Source organism: Parafrankia soli, assembly GCF_001854695.1.
GTDB lineage: Bacteria > Actinomycetota > Actinomycetes > Frankiales > Frankiaceae > Parafrankia > Parafrankia soli.
Map to the genome: position 1 here is coordinate 108,779 of NZ_MAXA01000213.1, position 19,790 is coordinate 128,568.

The window sequence follows — 19,790 nt, forward strand, 5'->3', positions numbered from 1 at the left end:
GAATAGAATGAATCGCGACACGCCACTTTCCGCCATCGCGAACCACAGTTCCCCGGCGCGCCTCCTTTTTCTCCGGCGCCGGGCTTCCCCACGCCGCGCACCCGGCCCGGATGACTACGGGTTCAGCTGACGAGCTCGCCGACGCCCCAGGCCGCGGCCATCGCGACGGCCGCACCGAGCTCGACGAGCAGCCCGACACCGAAGGCGACGACAGCGGCCCAGGTCGAGGCGGTGGCTCGCCGGGCGTCGCGCAGGCGGGTGAGCTCCGCGAGGTAGATGCCCGCGAGCCCGCCGACGAGCAGGCCGAGAACCGGCACCACGAAGAAGCCGATGACGGCGCAGACCGCGCCGATGAGCATCGTCGAGAACGGCGCGCCGGCGGCCGACGCGGCCCGGCCCGGCAGCACGTACTTGGCCAGCGCGCCGGCGACGAACAGTGCGCTCATGACCGCGAGCACCACCCAGCGGCCCGCGCCGCCGCCGTCCGCGATCGTCCACCACACGCCGGCGCCCCAGACGAGGAGCAGGCCGGGCATCACCGGCACGACCACACCGACGACACCGACCGCCATCACCAGCGCCACGGCGAGCAGCTCGACACCGCTCATGGCGACGACCTCCCGGTACCCGACATCCTGATGCCCGACATCCTTATGCCCGGCGGCATGATGCCCGGCTTGTGCGGCTGGCGTGCTCCGCCCGAAAATACCCGCCCCGCCGGTGTCACGCGGGGGCCTCGGTGACCTGCCCGGCATCCACGCTCAGGCGCCGGGTCACCCGCACGGCCTCCAGCAGCCGCCGATCGTGGGTGACCAGCAGCAGCGTCCCCTCGAACCCCTCGACGGCCTGCTCAAGCTGCTCGATCGCGGGCAGGTCGAGGTGGTTCGTCGGTTCGTCGAGGACCAGGCAGTTCACTCCGGCGCCCTGCAGGAGCGCGAGCGCCGCCCTGGTCCGCTCGCCGGGCGACAGGGACGACGCGGGCCTGGTCATCTGGTCCGGGCCCAGCCCGAACTTCGCGAACAGCGTCCGGACGTCGGCCGGGGAGGAACCAGTCGCCGCCTCGGCGACGTCGGCCGCCGTCGACTCGCCGCGGAAGTGGGTGCGCGCCTGGTCGACCTCGCCGAGGAGCACGCCGGAACCGAGCGAGTGCCGGCCGGCGGTCAGCGGCTGGCGGCCGAGCAGCGCGGCCAGCAGCGTGCTCTTCCCGCCGCCGTTGCGGCCGGTGATCACGATCCGGTCCGCCCAGGCGACCGTGAGGTCGACCGGGCCGAGCTGGAAGCCGGGCCGCTCGACGACGGCGCCGTCCAGCGTGGCCACCACATCGCCCGACCGGGGGGCGGCGGCGATCGACATGCGCAGCTGCCATTCCTTGCGCGGCTCGGCCACCGCCTCGTCGCCGCGCTCCATCCGGTCGAGCTGGGTCTGCAGCGTGCGGACCCGTCCGGCGCTCTTGGTAGCGGCCTCGATCCGCGCGCCGCGCGCCGAGCGGTCTGAGTCCGGCGAGCGCCGCTTCGCCCGGACGGCCCCCCGCACCGACTGCTCACGCTGGCGCTGGACCTGCTCCACCAGCCCGGCCCGCCGGTCGGCGTACCGCTCGAAGCGCTCCCGGGCCTGGCGCCGGGCCAGGCCCCGCGCCTCCAGGTAGGCGTCCCAGCCGCCGGCGTAACGGGTGACGCCGTGCTGATGCTGGTCGATCTCGGCGACGGCGTCGATGGACCGGTCGAGGAACTCCCGGTCGTGGCTGACCACCACCAGCGCGCCCGACATCTGCTCGACGTACCGCTCGAGCCGCTCCAGACCGTCGAAGTCCAGGTCGTTCGTCGGCTCGTCGAGCAGGGTGATGTCGAAGCGGGACAGCAGGATGCTCGCGAGCGAGCCGCGCGCGGCCTGGCCGCCGGACAGCGTCGCCGTCGGGCGGTCCAGTGCCGCGGCGGGCAGCCCGAGATCGGCGATGACCTGCTCGGCGCGGACGTCCAGGTCGGCGGCGCCGATCGCCAGCCACCGCTCCAGCGCCAGGCTGTATCCGTCGTCCGCGCCGGCGACGCCGACCGTCAGGTCCTCGGTCGCGGCGTCCAGCGCCTGCTGGGCCGCCGCGACGCCGGTACGCCGGGCGAGGTACTCGCGCAGCGTCTCGTCGTGGCGCCGGTCGGGCTCCTGGGGCAGCAGCCCGACCAGGGCTGTGGGCGGCGAGAGCTCGACCCGTCCACCGTCGAGCCGTACCAGGCCGGCCAGGGCCCGCAGCAGCGTCGACTTGCCGACGCCGTTCGGCCCGACCACACCGAGGCGATCACCGGGGGCGACGGTCAGGGACACCCCTTCGAGGACGACGGTGCCGCCCCGCAGCACGGTCAGATCGGTGGCGACGAGAGTGGCGGACATGTGTCCAGTGTCCCTGGCCGGGAATGTGTCCCGCGCGGCCGTTTACCGCCCCACACCGTCGTGACCAGGAGCTGCCGACCTATCGGCAACTGGTGACATCCACTGGACTCCGCGACAAATAACTTACCTAAAGTAGTTGAACATGCCCTTTACGTTAGCTGGACATACCATGGCCCCGCAATGGGTCGGACCGGCGCCGGATCACCCCCGGTCGGGCTGGACGCCGGTTCAGCGCGATCGGAGGTTCGCCCACCCCCGGGTTGCTCCGGATCCCCGCGCGAGCGTTCGGACGGTTCAGCTATGGACGGCGCACCTCAGGGTGAGACTCCCACCCGTTCGGAGTGTCGAACCACGACCCACGCGCGGTGTCGGGCATTTAGGACAGCCGCCGCACCGCGGGTGCCGCCACTGCCCGAACACACGCAGAATAGGCTGATCAGGCCTAGTATCGCCCGATCCCGGCCACTGCGACGGCCACTGCCCCGCCGCGCGCCCGCGCACACGCCGGGGGCAGGCGGCGCCAGCCGAGCGGCGCGCGGGCCCGTATTCCTCGGGGGAGGCCCACACCGGTGACCAGAAGGCGGGCAGCGGCCTGGAACGGCCCGTGCGGGGACAGCACGCCGGACCGGGCCGCGCGGAAAGAGACGACGCAGAAAGGGACCGCGCGGAACCAGTTCGCACGGGTCACGCGGAACGGGACGGYACGGGACCGGGCGACGCGAAGCGGGGCCACGCGGAACACGGCGGCGCCGAGCGGGGCGGCGAGATGATCGTCGACCGGGACGTCGTCGCGGCGGCCCTGCCCGGCTATGCTCTCGCGGCGGAGCTCGGCCGCGGCTCCTCCGGCGTCGTGCTGGCCGCCCAGGACGACGCACACCGCCGCGTCGCGGTGAAGGTCATGCCGCTCGCTGTCGACGAGGACGCCACCTTCGGCGTGACCGGCGTCCTGCGGCCCGCCTCAGCCGTCGCACTCGACGCCGAGTCCGAGGCGCTCCTTCTGGCCGGCCTGGACCATCCGCACCTCGTCCGCGTGTACCGCTACATTGCCCATGCGGACCTGGCCCTGATCGTCATGGAACTCCTCGACGGGGGCAGCCTGCGGGTGCGGGCGACCACCGGCCTCTCGCTGGAGGCCGCCTGCGCCATGGCGCTCGTCACCGCGGCGGCCCTGGAGCACGTGCACGCACGGGACATCCTCCATCGCGACATCAAGCCCGAGAACATCCTGTTCACCGCGCTGGGAGTGCCGAAGCTGACGGACTTCGGCATCGCCCACACGCTGCGGGTGACACCGAGGGCACCGGGTTCCGGTGCCCTGTGGGGTGTGGGTACTCTGGGCGGTACAGGTGCTCCGGGTGGTACGGGCGGGCTGGGCGGTGTCGGCGGGCTGGGCGGTGTCGGCGGGCTGGGCGGTGTCAATGGTCCGGGCGGTCCGCCGGGCTCGGCGATCGGCACCCCGCGCTACATGGCTCCCGAACAGTTCACGCTGAGCTCACTGAGCCCCGCGACCGACGTCTACGGGCTCGGGGTCGTCCTGTACGAGCTACTGGCCCGCCGACCGCTCTTCCTCGTCCGGCCCGCGACCAGCGACGCGTGGGCCCGCCACCACCTCACCGTCACGCCACGCCCGCTGGCCGGGATCCCCGAGCCCGTCGCCCGGGTCGTCGAGCAGGCACTCGCCAAGGATCCGGACCGCCGGCCGCAGACCGCCCGCTCGTTCGCGCTCAGCCTGGCCGGGGCAATGGCCCGCGCCCGCGGCCCCGGCTGGCTCACCCGGGCCGGCATCCCGACGTTCCTCGACGACGAGGTCCAAGCGGCGGCCACCGGCCCGAGCACGCCGTCCCGGACCTCCGGGACGAACCGGCGCCCCGACCCAACCGGCGACGATCACGGCCTCGAGGTCATCCTGGACAGCCCGTCACCGACGGTGGCCGGTGACGGGCCCGGTGATCACGCCGACGACCAGCCCACGACGGCCGAGCCCACAGCCGATCAGCCCACAGCGGTCCAGCCTCGGGCGGGCCATCTCACGGCGGGAGCGCCGGCGGCGAACACAAACCGCGCCGGCGGCACCGCGGCGGATCCGGAGGCCAGTAAGGACAGCGGTACCGACCCGGCAGCGGCCGGTCCCCCGATGGCCGGCACGGTCGCCGGCGAGACGTCCACCGACGTCCTCACCAAAGATCAGGACACCACCGCCGCCGCCGACATCAGTCCCGTCACCAGCCCAGTCAGCACCGCCGGCCCCGCCGGCCCCACAGACCCGGTCAGCACTCCCGGCCCAGGCAGTACCGGCGGTGCCGTCGACACCGCCGGCGCGGTCCGCACCACAGGCGACGCCGGTGACGGCACCGGCGGCGACGTCCGCGCCGACAGTGCCAGCGGATCGGATCCGCGCTGGCGAGCCGGTCTTCCGCCGGCCCGGGTCTGGGCCCTCGCCGTGCTGGCGCTGGTACTGGCGGTGCTGATCGCCGTCCTGATCGCGATGCCGGGATGACAGCCGGCCCGCCCCCCGGCGCGGCGCGGCGCCTCCGGCCGACGGCGCGGCCCCGCGACGCGCTCGGCCGGCCTCTCCCCCACGGAGCCGCCGGGGTCCCACCGTTGCCGGACGACCTCCCCGCGTCACCGCGCGCGACGCTGAGAGCCGCACAGGACCTGCTGGACGCCGGTCTGTACTTCCAGGCACACGAGGTCCTCGAACAAGCGTGGAAGGCCGCTCCGGCGGCCGAGCGAGGCCTGTGGCGAGGCCTGACACAGGTCGTGGTCGGGCTGGTCCACGCGGCCCGCGGCAACACCCGCGGGGCGACGGCCCTGCTGCGACGCGGGCTGACCGAGCTGGTTCCCCACCTGTGCGAACCCACCGCGGACGGGGGCCTGGCCGGTGACGGCCCATGCCCCGGCCACGCGCGACGGGAAGCCCTGGACTCCCCCACCGGTGACCGGCAGCCCGCGCCGGACGGCTGGCGGGCCCACGGCGTGAACCTGCCGGGTGTCGTGCGGTGGGCCGAGGACCTGCTCCGCCGGCTCGAGAAGCCGGGAGCGCAGGCCGGCGGAGTTCCACCGCCCCCGCGCCTCGTCACCCAGGGACACGACTGAATCCCCACCGAGCGCCCGGCGGACGGCGTCCGCCGGCGGACGCAGCCGGCGTCCCGCCAGGCTTCCCCACCCCCGTCAGGGCGGCCATGTCGGGCGAGGATCACATTCGCGTGTTAGCGCGTGTTTGTCGCCCAGGGCGCCGGGTACCAGACTTTTGACGGCGCAGGGCGAAAAAGCACCTCCGGTCGGAAAATCACCCGGACGCACTTCTCGACGGATGCACTTCACGCCAGAAATGTGCGCGACGGCACCCCGGTAACGGGTTTCACCTCACAACGAAGGCGGTCAACGTGCTCTGGTTCATCATCAGCATGATCGTTCTCGGTCTCATCGCGGGCGCCGTGGCGAGGCTGGTCGTCCCCGGGCGCGACCCGATGGGAATCCCGGGAACCGTTCTGCTCGGCATTGTCGGGTCTTTCATCGGTGGTCTCCTCGGCTACGTGCTGTTCGGGCATGACCTGAGCGAGGGTGCGCTGCAGCCGTCCGGGATCATCGGTTCGATCATCGGCGCCATCGTCGCCCTGCTGGTCTGGCGTGCGGTGCACAGCCGGGGCCGCACCTCCGTTCGGCACTGACCTTCACCGCCGACCGAGCAGCCCCGCGGTGATGGCCGGGCGAGTCCACGGACTCGCCCGGCCATCACGCGTCCGGGGTCGGGCGCCGCGGCCGGCGGTCATGACGAACGGGTGGGGCAGCCGGGACGAGAATTCCTGGGCGAACGGCCGCGAGCAATTCCAGAAAATCTTCCTCTCCTCGTACGGGTGTGTTCAACAACGCGGCAGTGCGGACCTTACGGGTCACGCTGCGAGCGTCATTGGTCACCAGAAGACTTGTGCGCCGACTCACGGTTTCCGTCACATGCAGGCCTGCGGCGACCGCCCGGCCGACGAGCTCGCCGCGTTCCGTCCGCGTGGGGCCGCTGAAAGCGACACGCATTCCCTGGACCAGCGCCGCGCCGGGATCGAGCCGCCCGGGGTTTCGATAACGGCACGGCGGCGTGCGGCCCGCGGCGGCGAAGCGCGGCGGACGCACCGTGACGCCGTCGCGGTCGACGCCGCAGCGCGTGAGCGGCAGCTCCAGGTACTGGTCGGCGGCACGTTGCAGGATCCGGGGCAACAAGGTCGCCAGCACCTCGGCGTCGTCCTGCGCGTCATGGGCCCGCCGCTGGACGACACCCCAGTAGGCGGCGAGCGAGGCCAGGCGCAGGCTCGGCAGCTCCAGGCCGAGCCAACTGGCCAACGTCAGCGTGCACAGCCGCCACTCGACCGGGAGCGTCGTCCCGATCCGCATGGCCTCGCCGGCGAGCATCCGCCAGTCGAAGGCCGCGTTGTGCGCGACGAGCACCCGCCCGGCGAGCAGGCCGGCGACCTCGTCGGCGACGGCGGCGAACGTCGGGCTCCCGGCCAGGCGCTGCCTGGTCAGACCATGAATATGGACGGGGCCGGGATCACATCCGGGATCCAGGAGGGTTGACCAGCGGTGTTCGACGGTGCCGTCGGCGGCGGTCAGGACGACCGCTATCGACAGCACCCTGTCCCTCGTCGGAGACAGACCCGTGGTCTCGACGTCCACCACCGCGTACGGCCGACGAAAACGTGCGGCGAAGCCGGGCGGGGCAAGAACCTCAGCGCTCACAGCCGCAGATGATGGCGCAGACCCCCGACGGTCCGGCGCCGCGCTGCCCGGAGCAGTGCGGGGACGGAGCGAACCTGGTGCGGGTGGAGGGCAACGCGAGGGAAACAACGAATCCGGCCGCGATCGCGGATGGTATTGTGTGTCCGTTGTTTTAAGTCGCTCGTCGACGGCCACCGGGGCGATTCCTGTCTGGGCCCGGCCGGTGCCGTCGACCGCGGCCCGCCGCGCACCTGTCGTTTGTCGGGGACGACCAGGTGCGGCAGTTCAGCGGCGGCAGCGCACCGCGTAGCGCGATGGGAGGGCGGGGGCACAGAAGAAAAGGTGAGACGATTGTTCGTCATACCGACCGAACATCCCCTTTCCCTCACGGAATCGACGGCCCAGCCCAGTCACCCCCTGCGGCGGCTTCGCGCCCTACACGGCTGGTCCTACGAAGCTGTGGCACGCATCGTCGCCGTCCGTGCCCGCGAGCTCGGCGTCGCGAGCATGGCCGCTCAGCGGCAGAAGATCTGGCGCTGGGAGAATCGAGGCGTAACCCCCGACCGGATCTCACAGCTCGCGCTCGCACGCGAACTGGGCGTGCCCGACGACGAGATTACAGCTCATCCGTGGCCGGAGTGGCTTCCCGAGCTCGGGGCACCCAGCTGCGCCCAGCAGATCGCGACCCTGCGCGGAATCCTCGAGCGGGTGCGGGACGTGCTGCGCGCGGGCGACAGCGCGACGGCATCGGCCCTGGTCGAGCAGGGTCTCACCGTCCCCGTGGACGAGATGGTGCTCGGCACGGTCCAGATGCGCGGCGCCGCGGTGCGCACCGCCATGGTCCGCGGCGCGCGGCGGAGCGGGCCGACGCATCCCGCCGACCAGCGGCCGGCGCCCGCGAACGCCGGCCGGCCCGAGCCGGCGGAGCGACGCCCGGCCAGCTGGGCCTCGCCGGGCTCCTGGAACCCGGGTGAGCGATACCCGGCGCGGCGGCCGGCGAGCCGGGGCCCGGTGACCAGCGCCCGTCCGCCGGGCGAGGGCACCGGGATCAACGAATATTGACCATCGCGATACCGACCAGCACCAGCGCCGCCAGGACGGCGAGGACGACGATCCAGCGCGGGTCGCAGACCCAGGCCGCGGCCCGTCGGATCGACGCCCTCCGTTCCCGCTCCCGCTCCCGCCGACGGCGTTCCCGGCGGGAGACGGCCGGCACGCCGGCCGAGGACGGCGGATGGACGGGCCCATGCGCCGCCGGCGGGTCGGGCGCCTGGTACTGACGCGACCGCGTCACAGCAGTCGCGGGGTGCGCCGGAACCCGCCGCGGGGTCTCCCCCGAGCCCGCCCCGACCGGCCCCCGTGCCGCGGTTGGCTCCGGTGGGCCCGGCGGCGCAGCCGGAGCGGGTGCGGCAGGGGAAACGGGATAATTGGAAGGAATCCGCCTTCCGGCCGCGCCGCGCTGCCCGGCCGCCCACTGCTGCCCGGCCGGCGCCTGTCGCCCGGCCGTACTCGGCTGATTGGGCGTGCTCCGCTCGTTGGGCCCACTCTGCTGATTGGGCGCGCTCGGCTGCCCCGGACCTCGCCGGGGCCCGGCCGGACCGGGCCCGGGGCGCACGGGTCCGGACCGGTGCAGGGTCGGGGACTCCGCTCGCGGCAACGGCACGACATGCGCGGCCGACGTCCCCGGAGCAACCGGCACCGCCGGACCGCCGACTCCAGCCGGATGGCCGGGCCGAGGTGGGCTGCCGGGCCGAACTGGACCGCTGGGCCGAACTGGGCTGCCGGGCCGATCTGAGTTGTTGGGCCCAGGAGAGTTGCCTGACCCAACTGGGTCACGGGCACCGGCCAGATTGCGGGGCCCGCCGGCATCCGAGCGGGCGTAGGCGGCGTAGCCGCCGGCCGCCGCCCTGACGATCGGCAACGGGTTCACGTCCCGCACGTCCAGGTCGAGGATCCGGGGGTCCAGATGCTCGACGGACAGCCAGCCCTCGGCGATCACCTGGTTGACCAACGCCGTCAGGTCGGTGTCCTGCGCCTCGCTGCTGACCGCGGCGCCGACGTCCGACAGGGCGAGGATCTCCCGGAACAGCGTGTGGATGTCCGGCCGCGCCTTGGCGTTCTTCGCCAGCGACCGGGCGAGCAGCGCGTACAGCCGGCCCGGGACCCCGTCCAGGTTGGCCGGATCGTGCCGTACCCGGAACAGCACCGCGTCGGCCGGGCCGCCGCCGAACGGCGAACGCCCGGTGGCCGCGTACGCGACCGTGCAGCCCCAGGCGAACACGTCCATCGCCGGATCGCTGCCCCCGCCCCTGATCTGCTCCGGGCTCATGTAGGCGGGGCTGCCGACGGAGGAGCCGGCGCCGGTGAGCGACACGGTGTCGGCGGCCTGGGCGATCCCGAAGTCGACCACCCGCGGCCCTTCCCGGGTGAGCAGCACGTTCGACGGCTTCAGATCGCGATGGACGACACCGGCGTCGTGGATCGCGACGAGCGCCTCGGCCAGCCCGACGGCCAGGGTCCGCAGCGTCTCCCCGACGAGCGGGCCGTGCTGGCGGACGTACTCTGCCAGGTTCGGGCCGGCGAGGTACTCGGTGGCGAGGTAGGGCGGGTCGCCGTCCGGGTCGGCGGCCAGGACGCGCGCGGTGCACGCGCCGGCGACCCGGGAGACGACCTCGATCTCCCGTCGGAAACGCGCGCGGAACTCAGGGTCATCGGCGTACTCCGCGCGGATGACCTTCACCGCCGCGGGCCGGCCGGCGGGCCCGTCGAGCGTTCCGTAGTAGACCGTGCCCATGCCACCGGCCCCGATGCGGTGGGTGAGCAGGAACGGCCCCAACCTCCGCGGAATCTCCATCCGCCCGACTCCCCCCGTTTCGACCGGCACCGTGCGCCTCGACCGGCACCGTGCGACGCCGTCCGGGGTCATGCGCGCGACGTCGCGCGTCCAAGTGTTCACCCCTGGGCCTCGTCCCGCCTGGGCAGGGCCCGACCGCCGGTCTGAGAAGATCGTGCCCCGGGATCGGAGGAACGGCGAAGCGCGGGGCCGGACCGTGCCGGTGCTTACACCCGTTCGGGACGAACGGCCCGCACGGCAACGATCATCGGCATCTGGCGCCCGGGTCGACCAGCGCGGCCGCCACGCGGCGCGCCAGCCGGCCGCCGAGCGCCGACACCTCGGCCCAGCGGGCGCCGGCGACCTCCTCAACCTGCAGAATCACCCCCGCCGGCACTCGGGCCGCCGTTCCCTGCGCCGTGCCCGGCATCGGCGTGCATGCTGCCCCAGCCGCTCCGTGGGCACCCGGCGGGGCCGCCGACGGCCCCGGCACCTTCGTCCCCGCCACCCCCGGCGGCACGGGCCCGGACGCGCCCACCCCGGGGGACGAGGCCGTCCGCCCGGCGGGGCCGTCTGTGGCCACGGGCACGGCGGGCGGAGGGACAGCGAGCGGAGGGACGGCGAGCGGAGGGGCGGACAGCGGAGGGGCGGACAGCGGCCGCGTCGTCTCCGGATCATCGGGATCGAGGCCCGTCTCGACCGGCGCGAGCCCGGAGCCGCGGATCTCGACCAGGAAGCGGAAGTCGTAGTGCAGGTGCTCCGGCTCGCCGCGGGCGGCACTCGCGGACACCCAGTGGATGTCGACGTCCACCGGCTGCTCGCTGATCGCGCTGACGCGGCGGCGGCCGATCCCGGTCTCCTCGGCCAGCTCCCGCAGCGCCGCACCGAACAGCGAGCCGTCGCGGTCCTCTATGTGGCCTCCCGGCTGGAGCCAGAGGCCCGACGCCCGGTGATGGATCTGCAGAATGCGGCCTTCGTCGTTCACCGCGACCGTCGAGCAGGTCACGTGGCCGGGCAGCGTCCGGCGCGAGGTCAGCCGGGCCGAACCCCGGGCCGGGGCCGCCGACGCACGGACGAGCGGTCCCAACCGCTCGCGGTCACCGGGATGGGCGGTCAGGTACGCCGCGAGAACCCGCCCGACCGCCTCGTTGGTGATGCTCACGGCTGCCGCCTACCTCCACTCGTCGCCGACGGCGGGCGCGCCGCGCCGGCCGCCGCCGGTCGGGCCGTCCGCGCGGTGACGGCGCCGTGGAGACCCCCGGCACCGACATGTCGAGTCTGACCGATCGCGCGCGCGTTCGGGTCGCGCGTTCGGGTGCCGACACCCACGTGTACATCCCAGTGCGTCATGCCCGCCACATCGTCAGCGTGCGTCCGATGTCGGCAGGACGACAATCACCGGTATGACCCGACGGTAAAGCGACTTAACCCGACAATGAGCCGGCGATCACCTGGCAATCGACCGGTGGGGCGCCGGCGCGCCTTTACTCAGGAGCCACCCGGCCCGCCCGCACGGACACCGGACCGTCACGATCCGCATAGGAGCGATGACCCTGCAGCGCGGGTAGACCCTCCCCCGACGCCGGCGCCGGACGCGGACATCGCCTGTCGGGCCGATTTCCGCCCCGGTCTGCGACGTCGTACAGTGCTCCGTACCAATGGCACAGTCTATGCAGACGTGTTCGGGAGTCACCCCGTTCGGCCACCGGTTCGCGCCGCGGCCCACGGTTCCCGACCCTGACGTAAGGGTAGCTTTGTCGACGATGCGCAGGGACGAATCCCTCCCCAGCCTGATCCGACGCAACACCCTCCAGATCGGAGAGGTGGCCGAGCGGGTGGGATTGTCGCTGCGAACGGTGCGCTACTACGAGGAGGCCGGGCTTCTGGTACCGGCCGGCCGGACGCCCGGCGGATTCCGTCTTTATAACGACGACGCCGTCAGCCGGCTCCTCGTCATCCGGAAGATGAAGCCGCTCGGTTTCACCCTGGACGAGATGCGGTCGCTGCTCGCCGTCCGCGACGAGCTGGCCGACCCGGAACTGATCCCCGAGCGGYGGGCCGAGCTGCGTGAGCGGCTGCGGACCTGGGTCGCCCTGGCCGAAGAGAAACTGGCGACGCTGCGTGAGCAGGCCGGCGTCGCCGAGGACTTCGTCGTCGGCCTGCACGGCGACGTCGAACGATCACGCTCGGAGGAGCGGACCGATCACCCGGAGCGGTGAACCGCCCCGGCGCTGAGCCACGCCTACGCGGACCACCGCGAACGCCGCCGCGTACGCGGGCCGCCGCCCGTCCGCAATATGCTGGTCACGAACCCGCCTACGGGAGTGTCGCACCGAGATCCGCCCAGCCGACACGGTTCCGCTCGCGCCACCGTCACCTCGCCCGTGATACCGACGTAAGGGTCGAATTGTCCACGACAGGCAACATCACCTCTTCCTCAGCCCGCCGCGGCGTCTACGAGATCGGAGAGGTCGCCACCCTGGTCGCGCTCTCCCTGCGGACGGTCCGCTTCTACGAGGAAGCTGGCCTGCTCGTGGCCGTCGGGGAGAGCCCCGGTGGCTATCCGCTCTACGACGACGACGCTCTGGATCGTTTCCTTCTCATCAAGAAGATGAAGCCGCTGGGTTTCACCCTCGAGGAGATGCGGGCGCTGCTCGGCCTGCGCGAGGAGATCGACCGGGAGGGCCTCGCCCGCGAGCGGCGCGAGGAGCTCCAGGAGCGGCTGGCGACCTGGGTCAGCCTCGCCGAGGAGAAGCTGGCCTCGCTGCAGGAGCAGGTCCGCGTCGCCGAGGACTTCATGGTCACGCTGCACGACGACACCGCCCGAGCCCGGCTGCGCTTCGACATCGATCCGGACGCCTTCTAGGCAGGGCCGTCCCGGCGATCGGGCGTCCTGCGATCGAGCGCTCCCGGAGCACCTTTGCCCGGTAGCGGGCGGCCGCCGGGCACGGGCGCCTCGGATCCCCGGCGCCCGCTCCGGCGCTCTGCCGTGGGCAGATCTGCCACGGGCAGACCGGCCGTCCGACGGCCCGTTTCTCGGCGACGCTGGCCTGGCCGGCCACTTCGTTCGATCCCCACACCCCGTCGGGCCGGCGGGAGGTCACGCGCACCATGAATGCCCTGTATCAGCCGCGACACAGCCGGCCACACCGCCCACGCGCCGGTACCGACATCGGCACCGGCACCGGCACCGGCACCGGCACCGGCCAGTACGGCGAGGCCCCGGGGACGGCGGCCGGCCCATTCGAGGACCAGGTGTTCCACCGGCTCCTCCAGAACCGGATCGTCTTCCTCGGCTCGGTGGTCGAGGACACCGTCGCCAACGCGATCTGCGCGAAGCTGCTCCTTCTCGCCAGTGACGATCCGTCCGCGGACATTCACCTGTACATCAATTCGCCGGGTGGGTCGGTCAGCGCGGGAATGGCCATCTACGACACGATGCAGTACATCGCGAACGACGTGGCGACCGTCGCGCTGGGATTCGCCGGGTCGATGGGTCAGTTCCTGCTCTCCTCCGGGGCGCCCGGAAAGCGGTTCGCACTGCCCCATTCCCGGGTGATGATGCACCAGCCGTCCGGTGGGATCGGCGGGACCGCGACCGACATCGCGATCCAGGCGGAGCAGCTCCTGTTCACCAAGCGGCTGATCCAGGAACGCATCGCCGAGCACACCGGACAGCCCGTCGAGCGGATCGAGGCGGATTCCGACCGTGACCGCTGGTTCACCGCCGAGGAGGCCCGGGACTACGGCCTGGTCGACCGGGTGATCGCTCGGGTCGACCAGGTCACCCCGGACGCGAACAGCCGGGCAGCCGGCGGCGGTGACAGCCGGGTGGCCCTCCGATGACCCCGGCCCCGATGGCCGCGTCCGCGCGGTACGTGCTGCCGAACGTCGTCGAGCGCACCCCCCGCGGCGAATACTCGATGGACCCGTACTCGAAGCTGCTCCGTGAACGGATCATCTTCCTCGGCACGCAGATCGACGACACCTCCGCCAACGACGTGATGGCGCAGCTCCTCTTCCTGGAGGGTGAGGATCCCGACCGGGACATCTCGATCTACATCAACTCGCCCGGCGGATCACTCACCGCGCTCACCGCGATCTACGACACGATCTGCTTCGTGCGGCCCGAGGTGGCCACGGTGTGCATGGGCCAGGCCGCGTCCGCGGCGGCGATCCTGCTCGCCGCGGGCGCTCCGGGGAAGCGCGTCGCGCTGCCGAACAGCCGGATCCTGATCCACCAGCCCTCGGCGCAGGGCGAGGGCCAGTCGAGCGACCTGGAGATCCAGGCCCGGGAGGTGCTGCGGCTGCGCGCGTTGATGGAGCGGATGCTCGCCGAGCACACCGGGCGGGCCGAACACGAGATCCGACGGGACGTCGAACGCGACACGATCCTCACCGCCGAGCAGGCGCGGCAGTACGGGATCGTGGACGAGGTCGTCGCGAGCCGCAAGGTCCGTCGCCCGGCGGCCTGAACCCGATCGCACCAAGGTGGGCGGGCGGACGCCCCGGGCCCGGCCGGGCGGCGAGCCGGACCAGGAACGCACGGCGGCGGTGGCCCGGACTCCGGCGGAGGGCCCGACCACCGCGGGCGACGACGACATGGGCGCCCAGTGCGACATGCGCCGCGACGCCACCGACGCCGGCGGCAGCCAGCCCGCCGAGCGTCATGGCACCGGGCGCCACGGAACAGGACACCCCGGGCTGCTGGACCGCCACCGCATGCGATGCCACCGCGTGCGACGCCGGCAACGGCAGCGGCTCGTACCGGGCCAGCTCGGTCATCACCTCGGCGAGCAGGTCGACCAGCCTTATGTCTAGCGCCCGGCAGATCGCGGCCAGTACCTCGGAGGATGCCTCCTTGCGCCCGCGCTCCACCTCCGAGAGATAGGGCATGGAGACCTGCGCGGCCTCTGCGACATCCCGCAGTGTGCGGCCCTGTGCCTGGCGGAGCCGGCGCAGCACCGCGCCGATGAGCCTGCGCAGCGGCGGCGCGGCCGGTCCGGCGGCCCGTGCCGGCGTGACACCACCACCCGCCGCGGTTCCGGCGATCGTCGTCAAGGCCGCTACCTCCCAGCGCGACAGTGCCCTGTGCGAAGCGTACGCGGGCAACCGGGCCCGGACGGCGGACATCCGCGAGTGCTCACCGCGACGGGCGTATCCGCGCCTGCGCCGCCCTGATCCAGCCATCGATCTCGGCTGCGAGGCGCGTGTTGCCGGCGAGGATCTCGCGGTGTGCCGCCCAGTGCCGCATCACGTCGTCGCACACCGTGGCCGCGGTCTCCACCAGATCCGCGTCGATCGCCCCGAAACGGGTGGCAAGCCTGTCTCCGAGCCTGCCGAAGGAAGACAGTCGCACCGCCTCGAAACGCTTGCTTCCGTCGAAGCGCAGGCCGAGATCCTCGACATGACCGCCATGGGACCGGTAGGCCACGGTGGAGACGATGTCGTACACCGGGGCCAGGGTGGGAATTCTCTGGTCCGGATAGATCAGCGACCAGTTCTTCAGATGCGCGTCACCGTTTCCGACAAGGATGGAAAAGGCCAGCCGGCGGACCATCTCGCGGAGCGCACGCACATCACGACCTCGGTATACCAGCGCCGCGATGGTCTCGAAGTCTCCCTCGTACTTGGCGTCCGGGTACTTGTCGCGCACCTGGGCGAGGTCCTCGATATGCACGGGCGTCCGGTCCGCGTCCTGATGCCGGTCGAACCGCCTGATCGCGTAGGCCCACTGTTCGTCGTTCGGCCACATCCGGGCGGGCAGTCCCTCGAGGTCGTCGCGGTGGACCAACCGCACATCGGGAACGTCGAGGCCCGCGTCACGGGCAATCGACATCATCGCGTACTCGTTACGCGGGACGTCCGGGAACCGATAGTCGGGAAACTTCACCAGCCAGTCGCCGTTCTCGCCGCGGGCCGGAACCGTGAGACGGTCGCCCCGCTCCAACATCGAGAACTTCAGTGCCACGCCCGCGAGCGAGAACCGCCACGGCGACTCGGGCGCCGATCTTGCCGGGGTGGGCTGTTCCCGCTTCCGTCCAGTCGGTTCCCAGGTCTCGTCGTCGGACTCGACCTGGACGACCTGGACCGCCCCGGGAAGATCGTGCCCCACCTGAGCCAGTAGTTCCATTTCCCGGTCGGGAGAAACTCCACGGTCAGCGGCGATCCACGCCCGCAGCGGTCCTTCCGGGAGGAGGTTCGAGAACCACCGCGGCAGGCGGAGCGCGGCGGAGTACGGCGCACCGAGGTTCTCTTCGAAACGGAGCCCAAGAACCGGGCGGTTCGGCGTCTCCAGGTATTCCTGGACAAAAGAGAACTGCGTGTGGTCACCACGCTGGCGAAGCGTTCCCACCCGGGAGCCGTGGAGAAGGACGGCGTACGTCGACCTGGCCGGCACCATTTCTAACCGTCCACGTAGTCCGAGTCGGGGAGGTCGAAGTCGAGTGAGGCGAGGGGCGGGGTGTCCTCGTAGTCCCACTCCGTCATCCGCAGTACGAAGGACCGCAGATTTTCCCGGATGACCTCTTGCCTGACCTGAAGGAACTCCGAGCGGTTCCCGGCGTTCAGGAGACCCAGCGAGTGCGGGTCCAGACAGTAGGAGGTGAGCACCGCTCCCCACTGGGCCTCAGTCAATGTGGGTGGACGAGTCACGAAGAACTCGAGAAACGTGTCGGACGAGTCGGTCAGGCTCGGCACGAATATTCGATTGGCGGCCCAGAGCTGCTCCAGCATGTTCACCCTGCGGGAGAAGATCCGGTGTACCGCGAGCGCCGCGGTCGACTGCTCCGCGAGCAGCTCCGCCAGCTCACTCGCGTCATACACCTCGCCCGACACAGGTGAACGGGGCCGGAGCGCCCACCAGGAGCACAGTATGATCTTTCCGACTGCCTCGTTGGTCCGAAACCGGTCGGCGCCGGGTATCGTTCGAGTCGACTCACCCATCGCCCGTACAAGCCCCTGGGCAGAGGTCGTCTCATCACCCGGAACGACCTGGGCGCTGAGCATCCGGCTCATCTGGGTGAAGCTTCCCTTGAAGACCACGGGACCATCAATGGATACTCGCCAGTAGAAACGACGCAGAAGCTTCAGGTTCCGGCTTGCCGGCTCTGGAAAATGAGCAAAGAACCGGGCAAGAACCACGAGAAGAGCCTTGTACGTCAGCAGCGAGATATGCGGAACTCCGGCCTCCGTTTGAAGGAAGATGACCGCCCGTACCAGTGCCTCCTTGCCCTGGACATAGGCACTATCACGGCTCTCTCCGGGGAACTCCGGTGAKCTCCTCCGGCCGGAGTCGTCGAATTCGGAGCGGATGTCACGCGTCGGATCCGAACCACGGCGGGCCAGGATGGCGTGCAGCACCGTGTTGGAATCGATGAGACCGAAGCCGGTTCGGTCCGCGATCTCCTCCGCGATGCGGGGAATGGTGAGGTCGTCGGCCGCACTCTTCTCCGGCCCAGCGAAGAGGGCGGAGAAGATCTCCGCGCGACTCAACCGCTTCCCGTAGTTATTCATACGGTCAAAGATGCTGGTGAGCACCGCCTCGTCGTCCTGCCGTACCAGGTAGGTGGGAACCTTGTACTGACGAAGCAGCTTCGCGACCCGACGTGCTTCCGGGAAGTACTCCTTGGCGCTCTCCCCCACCTCGGAGAACCAGTCGATCAGACGGTCCAGGTCGAACAGCACAGGGAGCGGTATGTGATAGATCTCCGCCTGTTTCGGCCGACTCACGAAGAGGTTATTCCGAAGGTCGTAGGAGACAGTGAAGGGCGCTCGCCGGCTGCCTTCGGGATGCAGGGCGTTCGCKAGGCTCGTGATCCGCTGCTGCCCGTCGACGACCCACAGAGTGTTGTCTCCCGATGGCGCGTCGATGACGAGCGCCCCCAGCGTCACGGTGGCCTGCTCCGAGGCGCGGACCCACAGCAGGAGGCTACCGATCGGATATCCCCGGATTATGCTGTCGAACAGCCGGAGCACATCCTGGCTGTTCCACCGGAAGTCGCGCTGGAAGTGCGGTACCCGGATTCGCCCCTCCCAGGCACGGACCACCAGATCCTCGAGTTCGTACGTGGTCGCGCTGGGCTGCGTTTCGAGGCCCCCCGTCGACATCTGACCGCCCTCGCGCTACTCGCGTCGGACCTGCGTCCGACTTACCCCGCGCACTCCGCTACGTTCCGCGCACGTCCACCATACGCGCGGGGGTCGGGAACGAATCTCCCGAACGCGCCGTGCGCCGCACGGTACCGGCGTGGAGCGCCACGTCCACGCCGGCTCAGGTTCGGGCCCGGCCGGATTCGGGCCGGCTCAGGTTCCGGAGGGGTTCTCAGGTTCCGCAGGGGGTGGAGTACGCCGGCAGTCCGGCGCTGTCGGGCCCGTAGCCCGGTGCGGACACACGGCCGGGGACGCGATCGGTCGCCAGGTACGCGGCGACCCAGGGCGGCAGTGTGCGATCGTCCGACGCCGGAGCCCAACCGCCCTCGCTCAGCTCGTGGTACCGCTGGCGCGGGCCATCTCCGACGAGCTCGGCCAGCCCGGCCAGCAGCCTGTCGACGTCGGCGCTCGTCGAGCTGACACCGACACTCGCGCGAATCGCGCCGCTGTCGGCCCCGAGTCGGGCCAGCAGCGGATGCGCGCAGAAGCGTCCAGCGCGTACCCCGACGCCGTGTTCGGCGGAGAGGACGGCGGCGACGAAGCCGGGATCACGCCCGGCGACCGAGAAGGTGACGACCCCGATGGGCCTCGTGGCCGCTTCGGATTCGGTGGGGTCGTCGCCGTCGGCCCACAGGGAGTGGACGGTGACCCCCTCGATCGCGCGCAGCCCGTCCACCAGGCGGCGGCGCAGCAGGTCCTCGTGCTGGTGCAGGTCGCGGGCGTCGAGCGCGCCCAGCAGCCGGCAGGCGGCCGCGATCGCCGTCGCGCCGAGGAGGTTGGGGCTGCCGGCCTCGTGCCGGGCCGGGCCGTCCGCCCAGGCCACGGCGGAGCTGGTCACCTCACGCACGGCGCCCCCGCCGGCGAGATAGGGCGGGGCCGCCGCCAGCCAGTCCGGACGTCCGACGAGCACGCCGGCGCCGAACGGCGCGTACAGCTTGTGCCCGGAGAACGCGAGGTAGTCGATGCCGAGCGCGGCCATGTCGACCCGACGGTGCGGGACGAGCTGGGCGCCGTCCACGAAGACCCGCGCGCCGGCCGCGCGCGCCAGCCGGACGATCTCGGCGAGCGGCGGCACCTCGCCGGTGACGTTGGACGCGCCGGTCACCGCGACGAGCGAGGTCGGTGCCGTGTCCAGGGCGGTGGCGAGCGCGCGCAGCGTGTCGGCGCGGGTGGGCGCGGCGGGCACCCACCGGCAGCCCGGCCGGGACCGCCACGGGAGAAGGTTCGCGTGATGCTCCAGGTCGAACACGACGACCCCGCCGGGCACGGCGTGGCCCGGGTCGGACGTCCGCGCCGGGTCGGGCGGCTGCGGCGGGAGGCAGCGGGCGAGCAGGTTCACCGAGTCGGTGGTGTTCCGGGTGAAGATCACGACGTCGTCCGGGCGGCCGCCGACGAACGTGCGCACGGCGTCGCGGGCCCCCTCGTAGAGCGCGGTGCAGACCGCGGAGGAGTAGCCGGTTCCGCGGTGCACGCTCGCCGGGTACGGCAGGACGCGCTCGACGTGCTCGGCGACCCCGCGCAGGCAGGGGGCGCTGGCGGCCTGGTCGAGATTGGCGTACGGGACCTCGCGTCCGTCGGCGAGCGGAACGGGGATGCCGGCCCCCACCACGTCGAGCAGCGCGCCGACGGCGGGCCCTTCCCGATCAACGTCGGGAGACGTGGTGGCATACGAAAAGGACACGACGAAGCCTCCTTGGGCCCCGGTGGACCCAGAGGG

General features: G+C 71.9%; 17 protein-coding genes and 1 pseudogene. 9 read left to right on the plus strand and 9 right to left on the minus strand.

Annotation, left to right across the window (positions count from 1 at the left end; translation table 11 throughout):
* Positions 1-122: 122 nt before the first annotated feature.
* Both BBK14_RS16810 and BBK14_RS16815 read right to left on the minus strand, forming a co-directional pair.
* Complete coding sequence (locus BBK14_RS16810) at positions 123-608, minus strand: DUF456 domain-containing protein (RefSeq protein ID WP_071063594.1); 486 nt, start codon at positions 606-608, stop codon at positions 123-125.
* Positions 609-723: 115 nt separating this feature from the next.
* Positions 724-2,379, minus strand: a complete 1,656-nt coding sequence (locus tag BBK14_RS16815) for an ABC-F family ATP-binding cassette domain-containing protein (RefSeq protein WP_071063596.1) — start codon at positions 2,377-2,379, stop codon at positions 724-726.
* Positions 2,380-3,145: 766 nt separating this feature from the next.
* Here BBK14_RS16815 and BBK14_RS16820 point away from each other — a divergent pair.
* The 3 genes from BBK14_RS16820 (at position 3,146) to BBK14_RS16830 (ending at position 6,050) form a co-directional block, all read left to right on the plus strand.
* Positions 3,146-4,876, plus strand: coding sequence for a serine/threonine-protein kinase (locus BBK14_RS16820; RefSeq protein WP_071063598.1), 1,731 nt, complete (start codon positions 3,146-3,148; stop codon positions 4,874-4,876).
* Between the two features lie 104 nt (positions 4,877-4,980).
* Positions 4,981-5,475 (plus strand): DUF309 domain-containing protein, encoded by a 495-nt coding sequence (locus BBK14_RS16825; protein WP_241831589.1) that lies wholly within the window; start codon positions 4,981-4,983, stop codon positions 5,473-5,475.
* Between the two features lie 311 nt (positions 5,476-5,786).
* Entirely contained in the window at positions 5,787-6,050 is a 264-nt protein-coding gene (locus BBK14_RS16830; RefSeq protein ID WP_020462394.1) for a GlsB/YeaQ/YmgE family stress response membrane protein, read from the plus strand.
* A gap of 64 nt (positions 6,051-6,114) precedes the next feature.
* Here BBK14_RS16830 and BBK14_RS16835 read toward each other — a convergent pair whose 3' ends face one another.
* Positions 6,115-7,110 carry a DEDDh family exonuclease gene (locus BBK14_RS16835; protein WP_198541321.1) on the minus strand — a complete coding sequence of 332 codons (996 nt, stop codon included), beginning with the start codon at positions 7,108-7,110 and terminating at the stop codon, positions 6,115-6,117.
* A gap of 330 nt (positions 7,111-7,440) precedes the next feature.
* Here BBK14_RS16835 and BBK14_RS41710 point away from each other — a divergent pair, with 330 nt between their 5' ends.
* Complete coding sequence (locus BBK14_RS41710; protein WP_071063605.1) at positions 7,441-8,151, plus strand: helix-turn-helix transcriptional regulator; 711 nt, start codon at positions 7,441-7,443, stop codon at positions 8,149-8,151.
* Here the strand turns inward: BBK14_RS41710 and BBK14_RS16845 are convergent.
* Positions 8,138-9,943 carry a serine/threonine-protein kinase gene (locus tag BBK14_RS16845; RefSeq protein WP_071063608.1) on the minus strand — a complete coding sequence of 602 codons (1,806 nt, stop codon included), beginning with the start codon at positions 9,941-9,943 and terminating at the stop codon, positions 8,138-8,140. The two genes, BBK14_RS41710 and BBK14_RS16845, sit on opposite strands and share 14 nt — an antisense overlap.
* Before the next feature lie 244 nt (positions 9,944-10,187).
* Positions 10,188-11,084: an NUDIX hydrolase gene (locus tag BBK14_RS16850; RefSeq protein ID WP_071063610.1), complete on the minus strand. Its 897-nt coding sequence runs from the start codon at positions 11,082-11,084 to the stop codon at positions 10,188-10,190.
* A gap of 592 nt (positions 11,085-11,676) precedes the next feature.
* On the opposite strand from BBK14_RS16850, the gene BBK14_RS16855 reads away from it, so the two are divergent.
* The 5 genes from BBK14_RS16855 to BBK14_RS42875 all read left to right on the plus strand — a co-directional run bounded on the left by BBK14_RS16855 (position 11,677) and on the right by BBK14_RS42875 (position 14,743).
* The gene (locus tag BBK14_RS16855; RefSeq protein ID WP_420849168.1) at positions 11,677-12,141 is read left to right on the plus strand and encodes a MerR family transcriptional regulator; all 465 of its coding nucleotides are present in this window, start codon (positions 11,677-11,679) and stop codon (positions 12,139-12,141) included.
* A gap of 188 nt (positions 12,142-12,329) precedes the next feature.
* On the plus strand, positions 12,330-12,788 hold the full coding sequence (locus tag BBK14_RS16860; RefSeq protein ID WP_020462400.1) for a MerR family transcriptional regulator: 459 nt from the start codon (positions 12,330-12,332) through the stop codon (positions 12,786-12,788).
* Between the two features lie 245 nt (positions 12,789-13,033).
* A complete protein-coding gene (locus BBK14_RS16865) occupies positions 13,034-13,768 on the plus strand; it encodes a ClpP family protease (RefSeq protein WP_071063614.1) in 735 nt (244 codons plus the stop codon).
* Positions 13,765-14,397, plus strand: coding sequence for an ATP-dependent Clp protease proteolytic subunit (locus tag BBK14_RS16870; protein WP_071063616.1), 633 nt, complete (start codon positions 13,765-13,767; stop codon positions 14,395-14,397). The genes BBK14_RS16865 and BBK14_RS16870 overlap by 4 nt, the downstream gene beginning before the upstream one ends.
* Before the next feature lie 16 nt (positions 14,398-14,413).
* On the plus strand, positions 14,414-14,743 hold the full coding sequence (locus BBK14_RS42875; protein WP_071063618.1) for a hypothetical protein: 330 nt from the start codon (positions 14,414-14,416) through the stop codon (positions 14,741-14,743).
* 33 nt (positions 14,744-14,776) lie between these two features.
* On the opposite strand, the pseudogene BBK14_RS42880 reads toward BBK14_RS42875, so the two are convergent.
* From BBK14_RS42880 to BBK14_RS16890, 4 genes and pseudogenes are all read right to left on the minus strand, one after another.
* Positions 14,777-15,112: pseudogene (locus BBK14_RS42880) on the minus strand (helix-turn-helix domain-containing protein); the annotation flags it as partial.
* Positions 15,066-16,277, minus strand: coding sequence for a type II toxin-antitoxin system HipA family toxin (locus BBK14_RS16880; protein WP_241831595.1), 1,212 nt, complete (start codon positions 16,275-16,277; stop codon positions 15,066-15,068). The pseudogene BBK14_RS42880 and the gene BBK14_RS16880, both read right to left, overlap by 47 nt.
* Before the next feature lie 50 nt (positions 16,278-16,327).
* A complete protein-coding gene (locus BBK14_RS16885) occupies positions 16,328-18,031 on the minus strand; it encodes a DUF262 domain-containing protein (RefSeq protein WP_071063622.1) in 1,704 nt (567 codons plus the stop codon).
* A 214-nt stretch (positions 18,032-18,245) separates the two neighbouring features.
* A complete protein-coding gene (locus tag BBK14_RS16890) occupies positions 18,246-19,754 on the minus strand; it encodes an aminotransferase class V-fold PLP-dependent enzyme (RefSeq protein WP_071063624.1) in 1,509 nt (502 codons plus the stop codon).
* Between the last annotated feature and the right edge of the window lie 36 nt (positions 19,755-19,790).